This is a genomic window from Paenibacillus sp. IHB B 3415 (assembly GCF_000802655.2).
Lineage (GTDB): Bacteria > Bacillota > Bacilli > Paenibacillales > Paenibacillaceae > Paenibacillus_AQ > Paenibacillus_AQ phytohabitans.
Genome location: NZ_JUEI01000036.1, coordinates 18237 through 41162, shown reverse-complemented (window position 1 = coordinate 41162; position 22926 = coordinate 18237). Strand labels below are relative to the sequence as shown.

At 52.9% G+C, this 22926-nt stretch carries 16 protein-coding genes and 1 pseudogene; 4 read left to right on the top strand and 13 right to left on the bottom strand.

Features of this window, described 5'->3' with window-relative positions:
- Positions 1 to 22: 22 nt before the first annotated feature.
- Positions 23 to 1768, top strand: a complete 1746-nt coding sequence (locus QW71_RS17145; RefSeq protein WP_047013815.1) for a sensor histidine kinase — start codon at positions 23 to 25, stop codon at positions 1766 to 1768.
- Complete coding sequence (locus QW71_RS17140) at positions 1746 to 3353, top strand: response regulator (RefSeq protein ID WP_039300914.1); 1608 nt, start codon at positions 1746 to 1748, stop codon at positions 3351 to 3353. The genes QW71_RS17145 and QW71_RS17140 overlap by 23 nt, the downstream gene beginning before the upstream one ends.
- A 5-nt stretch (positions 3354 to 3358) precedes the next feature.
- Here QW71_RS17140 and QW71_RS17135 read toward each other — a convergent pair whose 3' ends face one another.
- The 9 genes from QW71_RS17135 to QW71_RS17095 all read right to left on the bottom strand — a co-directional run bounded on the left by QW71_RS17135 (position 3359) and on the right by QW71_RS17095 (position 17432).
- Positions 3359 to 6328, bottom strand: a complete 2970-nt coding sequence (locus tag QW71_RS17135; RefSeq protein WP_200905931.1) for a GH36-type glycosyl hydrolase domain-containing protein — start codon at positions 6326 to 6328, stop codon at positions 3359 to 3361.
- A gap of 32 nt (positions 6329 to 6360) precedes the next feature.
- Entirely contained in the window at positions 6361 to 7218 is an 858-nt protein-coding gene (locus QW71_RS17130) for a carbohydrate ABC transporter permease (RefSeq protein WP_039300911.1), read from the bottom strand.
- Positions 7215 to 8195, bottom strand: a complete 981-nt coding sequence (locus tag QW71_RS17125; RefSeq protein ID WP_039300909.1) for a carbohydrate ABC transporter permease — start codon at positions 8193 to 8195, stop codon at positions 7215 to 7217. Before QW71_RS17125 ends, QW71_RS17130 begins: the two co-directional genes overlap by 4 nt.
- Positions 8196 to 8269: 74 nt before the next feature.
- Positions 8270 to 9667 carry a sugar ABC transporter substrate-binding protein gene (locus QW71_RS17120; RefSeq protein ID WP_052770063.1) on the bottom strand — a complete coding sequence of 466 codons (1398 nt, stop codon included), beginning with the start codon at positions 9665 to 9667 and terminating at the stop codon, positions 8270 to 8272.
- Between the two features lie 132 nt (positions 9668 to 9799).
- The gene (locus tag QW71_RS17115) at positions 9800 to 14338 is read right to left on the bottom strand and encodes a carbohydrate binding domain-containing protein (protein ID WP_052770062.1); all 4539 of its coding nucleotides are present in this window, start codon (positions 14336 to 14338) and stop codon (positions 9800 to 9802) included.
- 386 nt (positions 14339 to 14724) lie between these two features.
- On the bottom strand, positions 14725 to 14934 hold the full coding sequence (locus QW71_RS17110; RefSeq protein ID WP_039300906.1) for a hypothetical protein: 210 nt from the start codon (positions 14932 to 14934) through the stop codon (positions 14725 to 14727).
- A gap of 14 nt (positions 14935 to 14948) precedes the next feature.
- The gene (locus QW71_RS17105; protein WP_039300903.1) at positions 14949 to 15470 is read right to left on the bottom strand and encodes a PRC-barrel domain-containing protein; all 522 of its coding nucleotides are present in this window, start codon (positions 15468 to 15470) and stop codon (positions 14949 to 14951) included.
- Between the two features lie 88 nt (positions 15471 to 15558).
- Complete coding sequence (locus QW71_RS17100) at positions 15559 to 16710, bottom strand: cysteine desulfurase family protein (protein ID WP_039300901.1); 1152 nt, start codon at positions 16708 to 16710, stop codon at positions 15559 to 15561.
- A 233-nt stretch (positions 16711 to 16943) separates the two neighbouring features.
- Positions 16944 to 17432, bottom strand: coding sequence for a DUF523 domain-containing protein (locus tag QW71_RS17095; RefSeq protein WP_039300898.1), 489 nt, complete (start codon positions 17430 to 17432; stop codon positions 16944 to 16946).
- Positions 17433 to 17564: 132 nt separating this feature from the next.
- Here QW71_RS17095 and QW71_RS17090 point away from each other — a divergent pair, with 132 nt between their 5' ends.
- Both QW71_RS17090 and QW71_RS17085 read left to right on the top strand, forming a co-directional pair.
- Positions 17565 to 18248, top strand: a complete 684-nt coding sequence (locus QW71_RS17090; RefSeq protein WP_039300895.1) for an SOS response-associated peptidase — start codon at positions 17565 to 17567, stop codon at positions 18246 to 18248.
- Positions 18249 to 18502: 254 nt separating this feature from the next.
- The gene (locus QW71_RS17085) at positions 18503 to 20317 is read left to right on the top strand and encodes an alpha-glycosidase (RefSeq protein WP_083442589.1); all 1815 of its coding nucleotides are present in this window, start codon (positions 18503 to 18505) and stop codon (positions 20315 to 20317) included.
- A 221-nt stretch (positions 20318 to 20538) separates the two neighbouring features.
- Here the strand turns inward: QW71_RS17085 and QW71_RS17080 are convergent, their stop codons facing one another.
- The 4 genes and pseudogenes from QW71_RS17080 to QW71_RS17070 form a co-directional block, all read right to left on the bottom strand.
- Positions 20539 to 20718 carry a hypothetical protein gene (locus tag QW71_RS17080; RefSeq protein ID WP_039300892.1) on the bottom strand — a complete coding sequence of 60 codons (180 nt, stop codon included), beginning with the start codon at positions 20716 to 20718 and terminating at the stop codon, positions 20539 to 20541.
- A 116-nt stretch (positions 20719 to 20834) separates the two neighbouring features.
- Positions 20835 to 20930: pseudogene (locus QW71_RS42230) on the bottom strand (hypothetical protein); the annotation flags it as partial.
- 197 nt (positions 20931 to 21127) lie between these two features.
- Positions 21128 to 21967, bottom strand: coding sequence for a carbohydrate ABC transporter permease (locus tag QW71_RS17075; protein WP_039300890.1), 840 nt, complete (start codon positions 21965 to 21967; stop codon positions 21128 to 21130).
- A gap of 23 nt (positions 21968 to 21990) precedes the next feature.
- A complete protein-coding gene (locus QW71_RS17070) occupies positions 21991 to 22926 on the bottom strand; it encodes a carbohydrate ABC transporter permease (RefSeq protein WP_083442588.1) in 936 nt (311 codons plus the stop codon).

The following is a 22926-nucleotide window of genomic DNA, read 5'->3' as shown; positions in this document are numbered from 1 at the left end:
AGCTTCTGAAAAGGATGATTTTATGGCCTGGCGTCCGAGTTTGTTTATTAAAATGGTTGCAATCCTGCTCTCCCTTATATCAACCACACTCTTATTCTACGGATTATCCTACCGCAAGGATATCGGAGTCATCACGAGTCAGATCAAGACAACTGACCTGAATCACCTGGAGTTCCTGACCCAGCAGATGGACAACAATATCAACCAATTGGCGGGCAGCATGTATGCTCTTCAGAGAGACCCGACCATCCGTGACTACGAGCAGATCCGGCAATTGGGCCATCTTATTGACCCCGCCCAGACCATTATGACCGTGCTGGAGAAGCTCTCCCTTCAGACCAGCTCCAGTACGTGGGAGAACCGGATTGTCCTGTACAAGCCGCACAACGGTGAGACCTTGGGGTCAGATTCCTCACTCTCCTTTGATTCCTCCGTACTGGAGAATCCGCTCCCGGCCGGCTGGGAGTATATTTCTGAGGACAGGGGCAGCACTGAAGCGGGCTTCCGCCTGCTGCTGTCAGATCCCGCTACAGAAAGCAGCCCTCCCCGAGAGGCAGAACTGCTGTTGTCGATGTATTTCCCTGTATCCAACATTGAACGAATGTTCGATGCCTACCAGTCGCAGAACAAGGGCGATACCTTCCTGTTCCATCCGGTTTTCGGGATGATCCTCTCCCGCAATACCGACCGGGAGATGGCTGAACGGATCACCGCAACGCTTGATTCCGCAGACGGACAGGGCACATCGGAAATCCTCAACCTCAAGAAGGGCAGCTTTCTTATCAGTTCGGTTCCTTCATCGGCCATTAACTGGCGGGTCGTGCATTATTCGCCGTTGAAGCAGATTCTTCAGCCGATCCGCAGCAGCCGTTATTTCTTCCTGACGGGATCGGCTTTTCTCCTGGTCATGAGCCTGTTGTTCTCTTTGCAGCTATATCGTCAAGTGCAGCGTCCGGTTAGCCTTTTACTGCGTTCGCTCAACAGGATGAAGGAAGGACGCTGGTCTACCCGTATTCATACCAAGACCAATCCTGAGTTCACAATGCTCAACGAAGAATTCAATGAAATGGCAGAAAAAATTCAATTGCTGATTGAACAGGTCTACCTGGAGCAGCTCCGGGCCAAGGATGCCCACTTGAAACAGCTTCAATCGCAGATTAATCCGCACTTCCTCTACAACTGCCTGTTCTTTATTAAGAGTAAGGCCGTTGTCGGCGACACCGATTCAGTGGAGGCTATGGCGCTTAACCTCGGAGAATATTACCGCTACATCACCAAGGCGGACCATTCCCTCACTACGCTGCAGGACGAGCTGAAGCTGCTCGAGAATTACCTGGAGATTCAGAATTTGCGGAAACAGCGCATCTGCTATGAGATGGATATCGCGGAAGATCTGCTGGGTCTGCAGATTCCCCGGCTGCTGATTCAGCCCTTGGTGGAGAACAGCATCATTCACGGTATTGAGAAAAAGATCGGCCAAGGCTCCATTCGGATCACCGCCTCCCATACACAAGAGAGTGTCATAGTCACCGTTGCAGACAACGGAGCTGGCATGACGGATGAGGCAGTTACCGCTTTGCAGGCCCGGATTTCCGAAACGGCGCGCGAGGACGGAGGCTGCGGGCTATGGAACATCCAGCAGCGCCTCAGGTCCCATTATGGTGATTCATCCGGCCTTCTGATCGCCCCTTCACCTGAAGGCGGCTTAAAAATTACTCTTCGCATGGAGAAGAAAGAGGAACCCTATGCATCAAATTCTTCTGATTGACGACGAACCTTATGTCGTTGATGATCTATCCATTTCGCTTCCTTGGACGGAAATGGGATTTGAACAAGTCCACAAGGCTTATTCCGGATACGAGGCATTGGAGCTGCTTCAGCGTTATCCTATCGACATTGTTGTCACTGACATCAACATGCCTGAAATTTCAGGCATCGAACTGATCGCCTCCATCCGTAGCCGCTGGAAGCATATCCGGGTCGTTATGCTGACCGGTTATGCCGAGTTCGAATATGCCCGCAAGGCGATTGAAGAGCAAGCCAGTGCCTATCTGCTTAAGCCAATTGCCAATGACCAGTTGATTGCCGTTATTGGCAAGCTCCAGGAAGAGCTGCGCGGCGAATGGGAGACTTGGTCCTCCTTTCAGCGGACAATGCAGACCTTCCGCGAGCATCTTCCGCTCCTGCGGGACCGGCTGCTCGGCGAGCTCCTGCAGGGGCGGAAGATGTCCAGGCCGCAGCTGCACGAGCGGCTCTCCCAATTCGATCTGCCGTTCTCCACCAGTCTGCCGGTATGCCTTGTAATCGTCAGACCGGAGGAGTTCTTCCGGCGTCAGGACATGGGCAGCATGCTGCTGTTCGAATACGCCATTATTAATATCGCGCAAGAGCTGTTTCAAGACCGGTTCCACATCTGGTCAAGCAAGGATGTCCATGATTATCTTGTATTTCTGCTGCAGCCCAGGGAAGACATTGAACCCCGCCTGAATCTGGCAGATGATATCACCCAGGCCGCCTACCAGCTGCAGAATCATGTCAGCACGCTGATTGGAGGCGGCCTTTCTGTGGTCACTACGGGTTGGGGAGGATTCCCGGATCAGGTGTACACGCTCTATCAATCCGGCATCTCGGCCATCCGCCAGCATATCGGCAGCGAAACAGGCATCTATCTGGATGCCACGGACAACAGCAGCTTTAACCCTGTAGAAATTCTCCAGCCGCTCTACGAGCCTCCGCTTTTCTTTCATTTATTTGAGGCGAACAACTGGCAGGGGATCGAAGTCAAGCTGAATGCCATCGCTTCGGAGCTGGCCCGGAATCCGGACCACTCTCTGGAGCATATCCATGAAGCCCGTCTGCATCTGGAGACGGCATTCTATTATTTCGCCCATAAGAATAAGAAGATGCTGGGCGAGATCGTGGGCAACCCGCTGATGAAGCAGGCCCCCTTCCAGACGGCCGACAAGCTGCGGGAATGGGCGCTGGAGATGGTTACGCTGCTGAAGGAGCATTTTGAATCCGAGCGGCGGGACAGCCGGACAGTCCTGATTCGGAACGTACATGAATATATCGACCGCAATATGCATTATGTCTCCCTCCAGGCCATCGCCGATCATGTCCAGATGCATCCGGTATATCTGTCCAAAATGTACAAGCTTGAGACAGGCAAGCGGATCAGCGATTACATCAGTCAGGTTAAGATGGAAAAAGCGGCGTATCTGCTCATTCATACGCCGCTGAAAATTTATGAGGTTTCCGCCGAGCTGGGTTATTCCAATGCCCATTACTTTATCAAGCTCTTTAAGGAGTACACGGGGATGACCCCGCATGAGTTCCGTGACCGGGCACTCTAACATCTTTACTCTTCAAACCGCAGCTCCACCTCGTGGGTGAGCCCGTCATCCGGAGTCGGAATAAGCCCGTCCTCCAGCGCCCGGCCATCCAGTGTCAGACGGGCAGCACCGCCGCGCATCCGGCAGAAGCCTTCCGGTTTACTGATCCGGATACAGTATGAAGATTTCCCAAGCTTCAGAGTGTAAGAGAATTCTGTCTGCTCTTCCCGCAGGATCGGACTCAGTGCAATCCCCTGCGCTGTATATTCAATGCCCAGCGCTTCCATCAGCGAGAGGGTGAGCCAGGTCGAGGTGCCGCTTAGCATCGGACCGATGTTCTCCCCCGTCTCGCTGTTATTATATTGAGTGCAGAATCGCGGATTTCCGCAGACTGCAAACGGATCCTCCATCGTCTTGAACGGCATGATCCGGTCCAGCAGCCAATAGCCGAAACGGCCCAGCTCGGCAGCAAGCCCTGAATCCGAGACTTCCTTGGCGCCCTTGAACATCGCAGCTGCGGCCATCATGCAGGCATGCTTGAATACGCCGCCGTTCTCCCGGTCACCCGGAAAGTATTCGTCCGAAGCTGTGTGAGAAGAGACCCTGCCCAAGGCAACCGGCGAAACCAGCTTCAATCCGAAAGGAGTCATAAGATGCGACTTCATAGTGTCCAGCATCACCGAGATCTGCGCTTCATCGGCACAGCCCGACAGGATGCTCCAGCTGAAGGAATTTAAGAAGTAAGAACCATCGGATGCCGGATCTGCTGACAGACCGTCTCCGGCAGCTCCCAAATAAGTGTATTCGCCGTCCGGGTACCGGTTGAAGAGCACGCGGGCGAAGAAGTTGCCCTTCCAGGCATGCTCTTGAATACGCCCGCGCAGCTTGGCTCCGAAGCGGTTCAGCTCATCGGCATCATCCTGCTCCCCTTTGCGGGCAGCCAGAGCAGACAGTTCATCTACCGCTACCTTTAGCAGGAAGGCGTTCATGACGCTCTCGGAATAATCGCTGTCCAGTGAATCCCCGAAGACCCCTCCTGCCTGCAATTGCTCCCGGTAGCGCTTTTCCTTGGCTGGACCGTTCAGATACGTGTCATCCAGCTTAAGACAGTCGTTCCAGTCTGCGAAGTCCAGTAAGGGCAGACCGTGGCGGCCGATTGAAATCTGCCCTGAATAGACAATAATCGCCTTGAGTGTCTCGAAGACCGGCCGGCTGGCGTCTTGTCCCGCTACCGGACAAGACTCGTCCAGGAACTCGAGATCGCCGGTAAGCATTACATAGCGGTAGACGGCTTGAACGAGCCATAACGCATCGTCGGACCATTTGCCCGGCTCCTTGCCCGCCCAGAAGAAGTTATGATAGGCATAGCCCAGCTCAAACACCATGCCGGTCCATTCTTTAAGCAGACTTTTCACCAGAGCGCTTCGTCCCATGCCGACAAAATAATACATCGATGCGTACAAATCCTGGATTTCGCGGAAGCCGATCTCCCTGTAGCCCTTCTGTGTCTGACAAAAGGAACGGGAGACAAAGCTTTGATAGAGCACCTGAAACGGCAGATTGCGGTTGATAAACACATCGAAATTCTTGTCATCGGAGAATACCTGCAGGAATTTGCTGTAATTCCGTACGAACCCGGCTGATTCCTCCAGCGCTGATTCCGCCGCGCCTGGATCGGAGAAACGGGCGACCAGCGCCCCCACTTCATCCGCCAGCACTGTGTCATTCCAAGGCGCCCCGCTCTTGTCAGAGACAAGACCGGTCAACTGGTCAACAGCTGTCTTAGTTCCCGCAGCCGCTTGAATTTCCCCGGCTACCGCGAAGAACCCTGGCCCCTTACGGTGCAGAATGTTACTCAGTCTGAGCGCGCCGGACGGACGGTGCAGCGAGCCTGTACCGACAAATTCATTGTAGCTGACGCAGTATTCACGCGGCAGCACCGGTCCTTCTGCCCCGTGAACGATCATTGTGTGGAAGCGCAGATCATGACGGCCGCCTTCAGGATAATAATCCGGACTGATGGCTGCCACGGCTCCCGTATTATCCTGGAGCACTCCGCCCTGCATAATGACGTTGCTGTACAGCACATCCTCGAACAATGCACCCGGTGCGGCGGAACCGAACATTCCCGTGTAGACGATCCGCAGACGGCGGTCGGCTTCTCCATGGTTCTCAATCTCAATCCGCTGTAATTCGGTAGCCAGAGGCAGGCCCTCGTATTGAGGCAGAATAGAGATGATTCGTGTAATCTCTAGTCCGCAGCGCGTGCGGCAGATGATTCGGGTTACATTCTGCGAATGCCGGCAGACCGCCGACTCCATCCCTTCATCTCCGGGGTCCGCGGAATAGAAGATCTGCTTCCCGTCCTCGAACAGATAGAATTGCCGGTTAGCCGGGAACCCGTTCTCCTCCTGGCGCATATCCCAGCGGGTGGCCAGCACCTGGGTGGCCGCATGCGAACGGAAGCTGCCGCCGCCCAGCCGGTCAACAACGCTCTTCGGAGTGGTCTGAAGCGGATGGGGAAAGCTCAGACGGTTACCCATAAGCAAATTGACCGCGAAATGCGGACCCGGCACAGGTGAACGCAGATCAATTACATGCTCGCCCTCAGCGTTAAGCGCGCCTGCCCAGCCCGGGGCAGCCTGCAAGTGCGCCAAAGCCACGCTTGCGGTAGCCTCCGGTACGTCAACAGTCTGCTCCTGTCTTCCGGCGTGCCGGATATACAGTGACAATTCCGTGGCTTCTTCGTTTACGGCGAACAACGCGGAGGCACCCGCTTCACCTGGCAGCAGCGCTGCCACAGCGGGGAGCTTGAGCAGCTCCTGAATGGCAGGCAGCCGAAGCGGCAGACCGGCTATGCCTACAGCCCCCCGGCGTTCCGAATCCGTAAAGAGGGCGCTGATGTGCGCCCCGGGGCCAATCCGGTCTGCGAAGGCTTGTCTCAGGATCTCTTCAGCCGAAGCCATCGCTTCTCTTGCGGTAGTAAATTTCAGCATGATTGCTCTCACCTTTCCTGGCATGCTGCGGGTCAGCCCTTGACGGCCCCCGCGGTCATACCGCTGATAAAGTATTTTTGCGTCATGAAGAATATGACCATGACCGGCACGGTTACAACCGTGGACGCTGCCATCAGCAGGTCGTAGCGGGTATTGTATTGGCCGACAAACAAGCGGATACCGACCGGAATCGTCTGTACATCCGAGCTGGTTGTCAAAACCCAGGCGAAGAGGAGCTCATCCCACGCCGTAAGGAAGATGAAGATGCCTGTCGCAATAATGCCGGGCAGAGACAACGGCAGAATGATTTTGTAAAAAGCCTGAAATTTCGTACAGCCGTCAATCGTGGCCGACTCTTCCAGGTCTCTTGGAATCGAGACAAAGAAACTTCGCATAATCCAGATACTGATTGGGGTGTAGAACGCCGTGTAGACGAGAATCATTCCCCAGTACGTATTGATCATCGGCAAACCGAACGTATTCTTGATCCACAGGAACATCAGATAAATCGGGAACAGGAACATAATCCCCGGAATCAGCTGGGTGGATATGATACTCATGCTGAACAGCTTCGATCCGGGAAAATCAAACCGGGCCAGCGCATACCCAGCCAGAACGGCAAAGGAGCCGGCAAGCAGGGTTGTCGCACCGCAGATCAGAAGGCTGTTGCGGAAATAGGTGGCAAAATTAACGGTATCCCACATATTGATATAATTGACCCACTGCGGCTTCGGCAGGCTAAAGGTAGTGATACCGTTCAGAATTTGGTCATTAGAGTGCAAAGAGGTGAAGATCATCCACAAAATGGGGAATATCGTCAATACAACGATGACCCAGGTTAGTGAGGTCAGCAGGAACGAACTGACGGAACGTTTACGGTGTGTACTCATTGGGCATTCAACTCCGATCTAAAGGCGCGGTACCAGATACCGACGACCATCAGCATGGCAAACATCAGCATGATTGAAGCGGCAGAACCCGAACCGAAGGACCAATAACCGAAGGATTGGCGGGTCAAGGCTGTCATCAGGAGGTCTCCCCATTCCCCCGGATATCCGGCACCGTTGCCGAACATCGTGGAGACGATGTTGTAGGAGTAGACATTGTTAATAATCTGGAATAAAAGCTGTACCGCAATAACCGGCTTAAGCATCGGCAGCGTCATGTTCCAGAACTGGCGGAACTTGCCCGCACCGTCAATGGTTGCCGCTTCATAGATATCTTCGGGAATAGTCTGGAGTCCAGCCAGGAAAATGACCATCAGGAACGGCCAGCCGCGCCAGATGGTTGGGATAATAATCGCCCAGATCGTATTCGGCCCCAGCAGCCAGAAAGGCTTCTCATTGAAGAGATGCAGGACATCGACCAGGAAATAGTTGATAATGCCATCCTTCTGCCACATGAAACCCCAGAGCACACCGACCACATAAGACGGAACGACCCATGGGAGCAGCATGGCTGTACGGGCAATGCTGCGTCCGGGAAAATCACGGTTCAGCAGCAAGGCCATCATCAGGCCCATGATCATTACACCGATCGTCACAATGACCGAATAAATCGCGGTGTTGCGGATGGCAAAATTGAGCCCCTGGCGGACCGGGTTATCAGTGTTGAACAACAGGCCAATATAATTGTCGATGCCCACAAACGGCGCCTTGAGATATTTGCCCAGTGTAAATTGGTTCAGCTTCAGGAATGACATCCAGAATCCCTGAATCATAGGGAGCAAATGCACCAACAGCATGAAAATGATGGTCGGCACCATCAGCATGTAAGCAAATTTATTCTCTCTGACCCGTTTGCGCCACAGTCCGCGCTTGTCGGAAGCAGCCTTCGCAGGCAGATTTTTTTCAGTATGGAGTCCCATCTCTTATCCCTCACTTTACTAATGGAAGAACCGCCGCACCCTATCGCGCGGCGGCATCCCCCTAATCCTCATAATTATTGGTTAATAATTGCTTTGACTTCGGCCGCTGCAGAATCCAGCTCTTGCTTGACGGTTTCTTCACTATATTTGCCCTTCACACCGGCGACAATATCCCAGATGTTGGCAAAATGCTTTTGCAGCGCCGTTTCCGTAGGTCCCCATTGAGGAATGGATGGATAGGTTCTTCCGTATTTCGTGGCTTCCGAGAATGCTTTCATGCTGGCATCCAGATCAGGCGATTCCAGAAGTGACAGTCGAGCCGGGAGCTGGCCGGATACGGCAGCATAAGCCTTCTGCGCTTCATCGCCAGTCAGGTACTTAATCAGATCCCAAGTCGCTTCCTTGTTCTTCGAGCCGCTGAATACGGTCAGCTCGCTGCCGCCGACGAAGGTAGCTTGTCCGCCCGGACCTGCCGGAAGCGGAGCCACCGCGAAGTTCTTGGCCGCTTTCTTGTCATCCATACCGCCGTTTGCTTTCGGTGTCGCAAAGTTCTTGGCGAGCCAAGGGCCGGAGATAATGACCGCCGATTTACCGTCGCCGAAGTCGCTCTCAATCTGCGACGAATTCTTCTCAAGCGAAGATTTATCCACAAGGCCCTCAGCGGCAAGTCCGGTGTAGAACATCACGCCGTCAAGCCCCTTCTCTTCGTTGAAGGCAATATTTTTGTTATCTTCCGAGAGAACATCGCCGCCTGCGGCCCAGATCCAAGGGAAGATATTATGCACTACGTTCCAGTCGTTTTTACCCGGAAGTCCGAGTGCAGCGATCTTTTTGCCGTCAACGGTCTGTCCGTTGACCGCTTGCAGCGCGCTTTTGAAGGAATCCCAATCCTTGAAGGCTGTGGCTGTATCAACCCCGGCTTGCTTGAATACATCTGTCCGGTAGTAGATAGCACGTGCATCTACGAACCAAGGTACTCCGTAGACTTCACTGTCGCCCGCGATGGAGGTAGTCTGCCAGATCGCCGGCAGGAAGGCTTCGGCGCCGCCCACATCAGCTACCTTATCCGTTACTTTATCAATGCCGCCCATACTGGCGATAGCAGGGACCCAGGTCGAACCGAGCTGAAGCAAATCCGGGCCTTCGCCGCTTGTAGCCGCCGTTGTAATCTTGGTCCAGGCGGAACCCCAGTCCAGCACGGTTACCTTAACGGTGACATTCGTATGCTCCTTCAGGTAAGGATCAAGCGTCTTCAGGAAGTCAGCATCCGGCTTGGGACTGTTCGGCATCACCCACGCGTTCAGGGTAACAGGGTCCGTGCTTGGCGTTGCAGGAGCGGCAGTTGCACTGGATACTTCTTTCTTCCCTCCGTTGTTAGCCGAACTTGATTGGTTGTTATTGCCTCCACATCCGCTGACCACTACTGAAAATGCCATGAGTAGTGCGGTGATGGATACTGCTGTCTTTTTCACAATAAATCTCCCCCATTGTCGTTTGAAAATCACGGAGAACGGCTGCCCGTCCTCCATGTAATGATTATAAAAGTGTTTCTTGCCGGTCTAAATACCAAATCGCAAGCCTGGATAACAAATTCTAAAGCTTGTTCAAGGTGCAGCTACGGTTCCGTTATTCATAAGCACAATATCATCGATATCCACCGCAAGCTGACCCGTGCCCCCATCCTTAATGTTGCCCAGCTCGAACGAAATGCGGCCGATAGAGGTGCTGTCTCCGGCAACGTCGAATTCCAGGGTATATTCGGTATATTCCGTACCCAAATCAACAATCTTGCTTGTGTACCCGTGCCAGGTGTAATTATTCGCCACATCCAGCCAGCCGATGCTGATATTCATTTTGCGCTTAAGATCCGCCTTGGCCTTGAAGGTAAGTGTATAATGATTGCCTTCGTTGTAAGCGACTCCCTCATAAAAGACCTGCCGGTCCCAGCTGTTCGTTCCTGTGGAACCCACCTTTATCTTCAGCGCCCCATTCACATTGACAATGGATAACTCGCCGCTGTCGGAGGAGAAGCTGCTCCAGCCCTTAAGCGGAGCGGAGAAGTCTCCGTTCGGAATCAGATTCTCCCCATACGCCTCACCCGCCATGACCGGGCTCACCTGCAGCAGGGAAATATTGCTCAGTCTAACCGTATGTTCTCCCAGCAGCTCGTTAACCTTGCCCAGACTGAATTGCAGTACGGCAGCGGAATCGCTTGCCGGAGCGGTGAACAGATATTCATAATGTCCGCCCGCTTCACTCAGGCTGACCTTCTCATTCGTATATGGGGTCCAATTGCCGTCCAAGGAGCCGTCACGCTGAACCAGCACCCGCATCTCCCGGTTCATGGAGGCATCGGCATCGAAGCGAAGCAGATATTTCTTGCCTTGCTCTACGGGTATCGCTCCTTGCTTCACCTGTACATTCCAGTCCTCATCGCCGCTACCGCCCAGGTCAACCTGCAGCGCCCCATACACAGCAGTCATTACGGTATTCTTCACCGGATCATTGTCCCAGTCCCTCTTAAACAGCGTCCAGTTGTCGGTGGAAGCGTCCTTGAAGCCGCCGTTTTTCACGAGTTCGCGGGTAAGATCCAGCCAAGCCAGATTGTAGCCGCTGCCGCCAAGACGGAAATAATAGGTTCCGGCAGGCAGCTCGAGCGGTGCCCCGATGATTGCGCGGTAGGAATGAGGTCCTCCGGTATCTCCGATTGCCGTACTATAGACAGAGGTCGTCACTACACTCTGCTTGCCGGCATCCAGCACCGACAGCGTAAGCTCCGAATCCGCACACACACTGGATACCCTGGTTACCGGAACAATGCTGGCAGCCTGAGGCAGCACCACTTTGTATTCCACATAGTCGTCCTGGTCCATATCCGTGATGTCCTTGCCGCCTTCGCCGCTCGGAATCAGGCCGGTACCCGATGTTCTCCAGTACTGGTCGCCCCGCAGATGCAGGTAATCGTTCATTACAGGCGGATCAACCATCCGAACCAGACGCACATTGTCGATCTCGGTCTGCCCCGGACTCTGGCCCAGAAGGAACGATAGTGCTGCTTCTGTACCGGACCCGCCAGACAGCGCTATTTCCGCTGTATAGCTCTTCCACTCCGTTGTCAGCGTGAAGGTAGACCCGTCAGGATAGACGGTCTTCCCATCGCCGCCGTCCAGCTTGATGCCGACCGGCTGCTCCTGCTCCGATCTCGCCTCGAACGCAAGCTGATAGACTCCGCCGGCTGTCACAGGGATTCCTGTCTGGATGAGCGTCACATCCTCAGCCGAGCCTCCGGCTTTCTGGACATCTGCCTTGAATTCGCGCTTCATCAGCGGCAGCTCCAGGGCATTGGTTACACTGGCCTTCGCAGCAGCTCCCGATTCCGGCTTAACGGCGAAGCTCCAATAACCCAGCCGCCCTTCTCCCAGCTCGAATCCGCCATTGTAGATCAGGTTGCCGTCAGACAACGGAGTACGTACCACTGGCAGGGGCTGCGTCTCCACAACTCGAACGTTAGCGAAATAGGCGGCAATATCGCTCAGACCCAGATTGAACTCGAACCGGACATTGTTGTCGGAATTCTGGGCCATGGTAAAGGTATACTCAAATGACTGCCAGTCCGGCGAAAGCTGGAAATTGCGTTCCTTGGAATACGCCGTCCATCCTCCGCCGAATTCGGTCAGCTTGCTCATCAGCGGACGGTTTGCGTCTGCTTTGGCATCAAAAGTCACTTTGTAGGCTTTGCCCTTCTCCAGCAGAAGCGGCTTCTGGGTGAGCTGAATGGAATAATTCTGCGTTCCAGCCTGCTCGATGGCCACCTTCACCGCCGCGCCCTTATCCTTGTCTTCCATGACCGAGGCTGTTCCCTCACCACCTGCATTCTCGATCATTTCCCAGTATTCCGGCAGGCCGTCCGCTGCGGCAGCACCCTTGAACTCCCCGTTATAGATCTGATTGCCGTCAGCCAGGGCAGGACGCTGCGGAGTCGAGAGCTCCGGATTCGTTGGACGCTGTCCTGTCACATCAGGCCATTGATCCAGGTTCTTGTACTTGTAGACCCGGACATAATCCACATACATCTCGTCGGACTTGAAGTCAGCTGCCGGATTCCCCGGCCAGTCGCCGCCCACCGCCAGATTAAGAATCATATAAAACGGCCGGTCAAACGGTGCGGGGTACGTATAGTAATCCGGCTGGCCCTCACTTTTGGTTCCCCAATCGCTCGTTTCAAAATACATTTTACCGTCCACGTAATACCGAATCAGGCCCGGAAGCCATTCAAGCGTGAAATCATGAAAATCGTCAGCGAACGTCTTGCCTTCCGGCAGAACGTAGGTCTTGGACTGGGACATATGCGGGATGTCGTAATGAAGTGAGCCATGCACAGTTCTTGGATACAGATCCGCCTTCTCCTTATCCCCGGCTACCGGTCCTGTTAATTCCATAATGTCCATCTCGCCGCTTCCGGGCCAAGGCCCATATTGCTTCTCTTCGTCCGTTGGCATCATCCAGATGGCCGGCCACATTCCCTGCTGAATCGGCAGCTTGGCGCGCACCGTGAATTTGCCGTAGGTCCAGTCGCCCTTCAGCTTGGAGGTCAGCTTGGCCGATGTGTACTCTTTTCCGCCGTAAGCCTCCTTCCGCGCTTCCAGCGCCAGTACGCTGTGTCCGCTCTCTGTTGTAAGTGAAGCGTTGCCCGGATCATAATATTCCAGCTCGTTATTGTATACCGTTCCGGTATCCTGAACATTCCATTTGGTCTCATCTATGGAGCTACCGTCGAATTCATCGTTCCAGACCAGCTCCCATGGATTGTCTTGGGTTGGCGGAGTAACGACTGGCGTTGCTGTCGGCGTTGCCCCAGGTGTCGCTGTTGGAGCAGGTGTCATAAGTGCAGGCGTTGGCGTTGACATCGCTCCGCCTGAACTCCCGCCACTCCCCGCAGAGGTGGCGGCTGCACTTGCCTGTGGTGTGGCTCCATTGCCGGACAAGCCCCGAAGCGTCTCACCAGCCTTGAGCGCTAGGCCGTTGAGAAGCACACGATCCGCTTTGGTCTCAAGCAGGCCGATGTCCCCCCGGTTCACAATCTCTGATCCGGCAGCGCCGGCACCGATAATCAGTGCTTCCACCCTTGTGCCGGCCCCAATCTCAACCTTGGCCGGCTGGAGCAATTCAATCCGGGCTACGGAGCTGCTATCCTCCAGAACGAGCCGTACCGGTGCTTTGGGCTTGTTCAGCTTGATCTGCCCCAGTGAAGATTTACGGAAAACTACCGAATGGTCACCGCCTCCAGAGATATGAGTGGTTCCCTGCACCTTGATTCCCGAGAACGTTACTTCTCCCTCTCCTACTCCGGCAGTCACATAGAGATTTCCGTTAACCGGCCCGTTCTCGATCTGCACATTCGCCCGGTTGACAATCACATTGCCGGACACCCTGCCAATCGAGTGGCTTCCTTCGCCTGAACTGATCCACCCGATCATCCGGCCCAGCAGCTCCGCCAGTTCAGCCCGGGTCATCTGCGTCTGCGGATTCAGCTTGCCATCCGGCCCGCCGCGCAGGTAGCCTGCGTCAAGCATGGCACTCACTGCTTCCCGGGCATAGTCGCTGACCGCTGACCCGTCAGGCTGCGCAGCCAGCGTAGTTTGCGAGGCCGCCTCCAGGCCGAAAGCCCGGCTCAGCATCGTCATGGCCTCCTGCCGGGTTACAGCTGCTCCCGGCTGAAACCGTCCGTCCGCGTAACCTTGGATTATGCCTGCTGCACTAATCCCGCCCACATCCTTGGCATACCAGGAAGAAGCGCTTACATCACTGAACACAGCCGTTCCCGGAGCTGAGTAACGAAACACACGGCCCAGGATAACCGCTATCTCTGCGCGTGAGATTGCACGGCTTGGTCCAAATCTCCCCTGCCCATTCCCCTGCAGAATTCCGGCGGCCGCCAGCCTGTCCACCGCTGGCGAAGCCCAGTGCTGATTCATATCGGCAAATGCTGCCTTTCCGGCTGCAATAGCACTGCTTGTGCCTGCGGCTGATACGGGAAGCTCTTCCAGTCCCTCTGCTCCTGCCACTCCCGTGTTTCCCGGAAGCTGAATCCCTGACAGCAGCATACCGGCAATCAGCAACTTGGATATTCCTCTACGGTACATTTCAATATTCCCCCTTATGCAGAACCTTGCAGAATCCGGCGTTGCCGCCAGTCGATTTCAGTATAGAGCCCGTATCCCGGAGGCGACATACCAATTCGTTAGCACATATAACAAAGATGCAACTTCCGCATTTATAGGAGAAGTTATCCTGTAAGCAGACGCTGTCCAGGGTCCATACACAACAAAAACCAGCTAATCCTGATCCAGGATTGGCTGGTTTTTGTGTTGCAGAAGATTGAAGAACCGTTACGTGGAACACCCACCGCAGGCTTGCGAATCTCCTGCTTAAGAGCAAACAAGGCTGACCCAAGCATCCATTCGATGCTTTGAGGTCAGCCCCACGGCGAATCTATGTAACTTTATCCGGGAATGAATCAGGCTAATGATCAGGAGGATGCATGGATCTGCGGGAAATCCTGTGCAACATCTTCACCCGAGAACAGATCGTCAAGCGAACTGAGCGTGCCATCTTCTTCAACCTGATAAACCGACATTTTCTCGCCGTTGACCGTTAGTTCGATGAAACAGCCCCAGCAATAGAACTGGTGGGAACCGATCTTGCCGATATCCTTGGAGTTGCAGTTTGGACACTTCATATAATACATTCCACCTATCCGTTAACAATATTAATGGCTTTTTGAAGCCGTTCTTCGCTCATCGCAGGAACCAGTACCGAATTCTCCCCGATAGACATTCCTTCAGAACAAGGCAGCCATTTGCGGCCTTCGATCAAATCAGTTACAAGCCCGTCACTGATTTCCAGCGCTACTATTGTGTTTCCCATCTTTTGGTCAAAATAAACATCCGATATTCGTCCAAGTATCGTTCCGGATGCTGTAAGCACCTGCAAATCCTTCAACTTGTTCTTTCCCAAGAGGAAAGTATAGGGTATATGGTCAGCGTCGGTCTTAATAATCGACTCTTTATTGCGGATCATGACAGCATCTTCGCCATAAGCGACAATATCATCCCATGCCACAACTTTCACATGACTGGAGAAAAAAGTTTTGCTTTCCAGTTCAATACCCGTAATGTTCCAGTTTGAATCCAGTCCAATATCGATTATTTCACCGACTTCAGTACCTTCTTCAACTTCATATACGGTGAGGCCAATCATATCTTGAAGTTTCATGGCGTCCAAAGTCCCCTCACCTTAAATAGTACTTACGAGTTCCCTGAGGCTAGAAACCTTCCAAACGGATGCCAGACCGCAAAAATGCCTAGTCTTTAGTACGCAGCCGGTTTAAGATGGTTCCAACTTTTTGGGCAACAACCTGCATTTCTTCATTAGTATTACCCAAACCTGTACTAAAGCGAATCGCCGAGTTCAAAAGTTCTTCCGGAAGCTTCATCGCCTGCAGGACATGCGAGATTTCCAGAGAGCCCGAGGTGCAGGCTGAACCGCTGGCGGCCGCAATCCGCTCCATATCGAGATTCATCAGCAGCACATCTGTCTTCGCACCCGGGAAGCTTACATTCAGAATTCCGGGCACCATCTGCTGTTCATTTCCGTTAATTACATATCCGCCGGCTCCGGCATGCTTGTCCAGCTCCTGCAGCAGTGTACTCCGCAGCCTGACAGCCTGCTCATGATGCTCCGCAAGTCCGCCTACAGCCAGCTCTACCGCTGTAGCGAAGCCGGCTGTACTGGCCAGGCTCTCCGTACCTGCCCGTCTGCCGCGCTCTTGAAGTCCGCCATGTTGCCTTGGCTGCAGCGGTGCTCCCCGCCGGACATACAATCCGCCAATTCCCTGCGGACCGCCAATCTTGTGGGCCGAGAAGCTCATATAGTCGACAGGCAGCTCGCGGAGCACCATAGGCAGCGTGCCCAGGGCTTGTACAGCATCCACGTGAAAAAGAATGCCCCGCCCGGCCGCCAATCTGCCAATCTCTTCTATAGGCTGTACAGTTCCCACTTCATTATTCACAAACATTACGCTAATCAATACTGTATCCTCACGCAGGGCAGACTCCACATCCCTCAGAGAGACAAGTCCTGTGGAATCTACGGGAAGATAAGTAACCTCGAAGCCCTGTTGCTCCAGTTGTCCGCATGTATGCAATACCGCATGATGTTCGACTGCTGTGGTAATGATATGTTTACCCTTATGAATAGAAGCATAGGCTGCGCCGAACAGGGCGAGGTTATCGCTCTCTGTACCGCCGCTGGTGAACACCCACTCATCAGGGGAACAGCCCAAAAAGCCCGCGATCCTGTCGCGCGCTCCATTTACGATTCTTTTGGCCGACCGTCCGAACTGGTGCACACTGGACGCATTGCCATACTGGTTCAATAACATATTGTACATAACCATAGCCACCTCCGGATGAACCGGTGTTGAGGCGGCGTGGTCCAAATAGATGGGTTTCATGACGAGATTCTCCGCTTCTTGAAATTCAGGATTTTCTTAAAATATAAGAATTTATATGCTTCACACGATAATTTATCCTTCTATTTCTCGCTGAAACGGTACCGTCCTTGAGAGAACGGCAAGGCCGTTTCCACTTGCAGGACTACTCAATTATACTGCTGAACAAGCCCTTTTACCACCTGTTAATAAACACAATATTGTAACATTTGTCCATGGAGTATTATTGGGAAAAACTATGGCTTGGACGGTTCGTCAGCCTCGAGTTCCGGCAACCGCGCAGCCAGCTGCTCCTCGGAGATCACTTCAATCCCGTGCAGCCGCAAGAGCGCTGAGGTTACACCTTCTCCCGGCACTTTCACACCGGCAAATTCTCCGTTATAGATCATGGAGCTGCCGCAGGAAGGGCTGTTCTCCTTGAGCACCACCAGAGTTGCCGATAAGCTCCTTGCCTGCTCCAGAGCGGCATAGGCTCCCTTTATATACATTGCAGTTACATCATTGCCTGTTCTGTCGATCACCCGGGCCTGGCCCTCCAGCACATCCCGCCCGTTGCCGCCTATAATCTCAGCCGGTTCCCGGGGAGTAGAGAAGCCGCCCATCAGTTCAGGGCATATGGCAACCGCCTGCTGATTGTCCAGCAGGTGCTGGATGCCCTGATCCAGACAATCCGTGCCGTTATATCTAACCTTCATTCCGGCCAGGCAGGAACTTACGATAATCATAGCCGCCGCTCCTCCTTCACAATCCCTAAGTTTCTTCCTCTATAATGTAATGTTATCATGAGAAATATAGGCAGCATAGCACGAAGCGGCCATGCTGTAAACTGGCAGCCACTAAAGGGAGGCACGGGTAAAATGTGCGGAAGATATACGATTACCGTAACACTGGAAGAGCTGATGACCAGGTACTTCACCGGCGATCCTTCCTTCGACCATTATGCACCGAAGTTCAACGCCGCTCCGATGCAGTATATTCCGGCGGTTATTCATGACGGCAAACACAATAAGCTTGGCCAGCTGCGCTGGGGGCTTCTGCCTTCCTGGTCTAAGGAGGATAAGAACGCTGCGAAGCTAATCAATGCCCGCAGTGAATCGCTGCTGGAGAAAGCTTCATTTAAAAGGCTTGTATCGTCCCGCCGCTGCATTATTCCGGCAGACGGCTTCTATGACTGGCAAGTCAAGGAGAGTGGCAAGCAGCCGCTGCGCATCACCTTGCGGGACGGACAGCTCTTCTCCATGGCCGGCCTGTATGATATCTGGACAGATCCCAGCGGCCACAAAATCGCCACCTGCACCATCATCACAACAGCTGCAAACAGCCTCATGGAAGAGATTCACGACCGGATGCCGGTCATTCTGGGCAAGGACGCGGAAGCGCAGTGGCTGGACCGCAGCAACCAGGACATCCCCTCCCTGATGAAGCTGCTGCAGCCTTATGATGCAAGGCAGATGCTGGCTTATCCCGTCTCATCAGCCGTAGGCAATGTGCGGAATGACTACCGGGAGCTGATTAACAGAGCCGGGGTAGATGCCGTATAGGTTGCATCACTCTATCCCGGCATTATCTCCAGGTCTTCCAACTGCCGGCCGGCAGTTGGAAGACCAGATGAGGCTGCATGATTCGGAAATTCCCACCTTTGTAAGCCCTACATCTCCGCTCCCGCTCACCTACTATTTTCCATCCTATGACAGTTCTATCTGGTGTTTAATTCCTATTTATCCCGGGTATTAACTAAAGCTCATCATTCATTCGTTATTATATCCATTCATTATTGATCCCAGGAGGAATAGACATGGCTATCAGCAGACATGCACTGACATCAACAACAACACCAGGCACATCCATTGAGCTTGAGTGCCTCTATCATTCTCCGCAGGGCAAATGGGCCTATGCTTATAACAGCACTACCTTTCACCTGCGTCTGCGCAGCAAAAAGAACAATGTGAAACGGGTAGTTGCACTCACGGGCGATAAATACGATTGGGAGCATCATCATCAGGAGCTGGAAATGCTCAAGGTGGGTGCAGATGCCTATTTCGATTACTGGGAAGCTGAGGTAACGCCCGAACGCAAACGTTTCTCCTACGGCTTCCGTCTGGAAACGGATGCGGAGACGGTATGGATGGTTGAATCCGGCTTCTATAGGAAAGAGCAGCCCGTGCCTCCCGGAGGCTATTATGAAATGCCTTATATTCACGAGGTGGATCTGCTGCATGTTCCGGAATGGGCGAAGTCCGCAGTCTTCTATCAGATCATGCCGGACCGGTTCGCCAACGGCGATCCGGCGAATGATCCTGAAGGGACGCTCGAATGGGGCGCTACGCCGGCGAATGACAGCTTTTTTGGCGGAGACCTGCAGGGCATTATCGACCATCTGGATTATATTGTTGAGCTTGGCGCAACGGCGCTGTATCTGACACCTATCTTCCAGGCTCCCAGCAACCATAAATACGATACGGTAGACTACGGAACGATCGACTCCAGCTTCGGGGATTTGGAGCTGCTGAAGCAGCTGGTCAGCCTGGCCCATTCCAAAGGGCTTAAGGTAGTGCTGGATGCCGTCTTCAACCATACAAGCGCGGAGTTTCCGCCGTTCAAGGATGTAATTGAACATGGGGCAGACTCCAAATACGCCAATTGGTTTCATATCTATGATTATCCGGTTAAGGCCGAAGGTGACAATCCCAATTACGATACGTTTGGCTTCTTCGCCGGGATGCCCAAGCTGAATACGGCCAACCAGGAAACCAAAGAATATCTGCTGGACATCACCCGCTTCTGGCTTAGCGAGGTTCAAATCGACGGCTGGCGGCTGGATGTGGCCAATGAGGTGGACCATGTATTCTGGCGCGAATTCCGCCAGGCGGTCAAAGAGATTAACCCGGAGGCGTTCATCATCGGTGAGGTATGGAGCGACTCTCTCAGCTGGCTGCAGGGGGATCAGTTCGATTCCGTAATGAACTATCCTTTCTCTGACCGGCTGCTGGAGTTCTTCCGGGGAGAGGAGATGGAGCCGACGGCCTTCGCCTCCCATATCTACGGACTGCTGATGCGTTACCCGCGTCAGGCAAACGAAGTGCTGTTCAATCTTCTCGCCAGCCACGATACCCCCAGAGTCCTTACTCGGCTAGGCGGGGATACCCGGAGACTGAAACTGACAGTCACCTTCCTGCTTACTTTTACCGGAACACCGTGTATCTTCTATGGAGATGAAATCGGACTTACGGGAGAGGATGACCCGGATTGCCGTAAATGTATGATCTGGGAGGAGGACCGTCAGGACCGTGAGCTATTCAGCTTCTATCAGCGCATGATTGCCCTGCGCAAGGAGCATGAGGTACTGCGTACCGGTCACTTCCGTTTCCTGCAGAGTGATGCGGATAGCCAGGGCCTTGTGTACGAACGTTTCAATGACAACAGCCGCATTACTGTCTGGATGAACAATTCCAGCAGTCCGGTAACTCTCCAGCATTCATTCGGAGACCAGCGCCGTTGGCAGGATGCCTTCAGCGGTGAGCCGGTGGAGATGGAAGCCGGCCGGATAAATATTACGCTGGAACCGCTGGAATACCGGATACTCTATAGTGCAAATGATAGCGAAGCCTGATACATCAGACTGTAAATAAAAGAGGTGTCCCACACGCTATACGCGGTTTCTTTCGTTATACTACAGGTGATTGTCCTATAAATGAAAAAGCCGCAAATAAGCGGCTTTTGATTTTCGGCTCATGCCTAGTGAATTGTAAATGCAGGTTGATCTTTACGATGAAATTGTCATAGCTTTATGCACGCTAAATCTAAGGTATGAGGAAGCTACCCGAAGAAAGGCTATGTGCTCTGAGTGGGTTTCTTGCGTATGCTTGTGAGTTCAAACGCCTCTTTAGGAATTCCCAATTCATGAGCCTTCTTCTTTTTAATCACCATGGCTTGTTGTAAGCTTGTAGCTTGAAATTCAATTGTAGTGCCAAGCGGATCCTCAAATGCATAGTAGCTTTTTTTATTGGACATTAACTTAGGGCCTCCTCATCTTATTCTCTAATGATTGTGCAATTCAAAGCCGCTCACCGAGTTTCCGGGTCGCCGGAGCTGTATCTGCTTGCAATGAGGCTGGATGGCAAATCACCCTAATAGTGTGCGTCTCCTCTTAGAGAACTATTCGCGAAGACGGCCTTTAAACAAGCTGCCCTTTCGGTTTCTTGTTTCACGCGTTTCACGCACTCAACTGGCTAAAATCACAAAAAGAAACCGTCCTTTAGTAAAATGGAGTTACCACACAACCATTTGAAAGGAGAGGTTTCTTTTGTACGTTCAATATACCATGGACCAACTTTGGCCGAGACTACTGAAATATGAGCAATACCAAACCCATTAACCGAGCGCCACTGTACGGTATTTCATCGTTATTCCCATTCCTTCATTACCCTTTCACACCGGACATCGTAATGCCCTGAATGTAATAGCGCTGCAGGAACAGAAACAGGATCAGGATCGGAACCGTGGAAATGGTGCTTGCGGCAAGAATCTTAGACCAATCTGTTCCTTCCACCGAGGAGAAAGTGGCAATGGCTACCTGGATCATCTGTTTCTTTTCGTCATTGATAACGATTAGAGGCCACAGATATGAATCCCAGTTGCCAAGAAAGGTCATCAGCGCAAGGGTGATCATCGGCGGGACAGCCGCAGGCAAGACAATACTGGAAAAGGTCCGGGGCATCGAGGCTCCGTCGATTTTGGCCGCCTCCAGAATCTCATCTGGAATTTCCGCGAAGAACTGCCGCAGCAGAAAGATTCCGAACACAGACAGCATCGAAGGAATCACCAGCGCCTTATAGGAGTTAAGCCAGCCGAAATAATTCATCAGCAGATAGTTTGGGACCAGCGTTACTTCACCGGGAATAATCATCGCCGACATGAACAGTGCGAAGACAACCGCTTTTCCACGGAAACGCAGCTTGGCAAAAGCAAACGCCGACATCGAATTCACTAGCAGCACCAGCAGGGTTACAATCCCTGCAACAAACAGTGTATTAGCGATATAGCGGAGAAAAGGGTTGCCCTCACTGAAGATAACCTCTTTGAAGTTAGCCAGCGTTGGCTGGACAGGAACGAACAAATGAATATTCAGGCTGGAGGAGTACTTGAACAATTCCTCATAAGGGCGTAGTGAACCCGAGATCATCCAGAGGATCGGGATAATTGAAATGACAGCCAGGACGGTCATAACCGTATACTTGGCAATGCTTGCAAAGCGGTTCATGTGGATTCCTCCTAGTAGTCTCATTAATGTTCCGCGTTCCGGAACAGTCTCATTTGCACGAGCGAGATGGCGAGAACAATCGCGAACAGAATAAAGGCGGCAGCGGTGCCGTAGCCCATCTGCATCTGCTGGAAGGCCATTTTATAAATATAATAGACTGCGGTTTCGGTAGCCCCGTTGGGTCCTCCACTGGTCAATACAAACACAAGGCCGGACAGCTTAATGGCATCAATTGTCGTCATAATTACAACGAAGGCCGTGGTACGGTTCAGCAAAGGAAGCGTAATGCGGAAGAACTGCTGTATTTTTGTAGCACCGTCTACCCGGGCCGCCTCGTATAAATCTTGCGGAATGTTGTTCAGTCCGGCCAGGAAGATAATCATGAAAAAGCCTACGCCTTTCCATATTCCCAGCATAATCACGCCGTTCATCGCCGTATCCGGGTTGGACAGGAAATTGGTAGTGGGCAGATGAAATGTCTTCAGCACATTGTTCAGAATCCCGAATTCCTTGTTGTAGATCAGTTTGAACACAGTTGCGGCCACTGCCGTAGAAATGACAACCGGAATGAAATAGAGTGTGCGGAACAGACCGGTAAGCTTGAACTTTTTCTGGATTAACAGTGCTAGGCCCAGTGAAATCGCGGTCTGAATCGGAATAACTACGATGGCAAAATGAAACGAATGCCTGAGACTGGCCAGGAAATCCCTGTCCGTCACCAGAGTCTTGTAATTGTCCAGCCCGACAAAGCTGCGGGTCGATCCTACCAGGTTATAATTCTGAAAGCTGATCACAAAGGCTTGCAGCATCGGATAGAACACAAAGATGAGCAGCAAAGCAAAGGAAGGCAGCACGAACCACCAGGCGGTCATTTCTTCTCCCCGCAGAAACCGGCGGGGCTTTTTGCTTGATGGGGCAGTTTTGGAGGCAGACTCAGCTGCCGCTGTAACGCTTGTCAT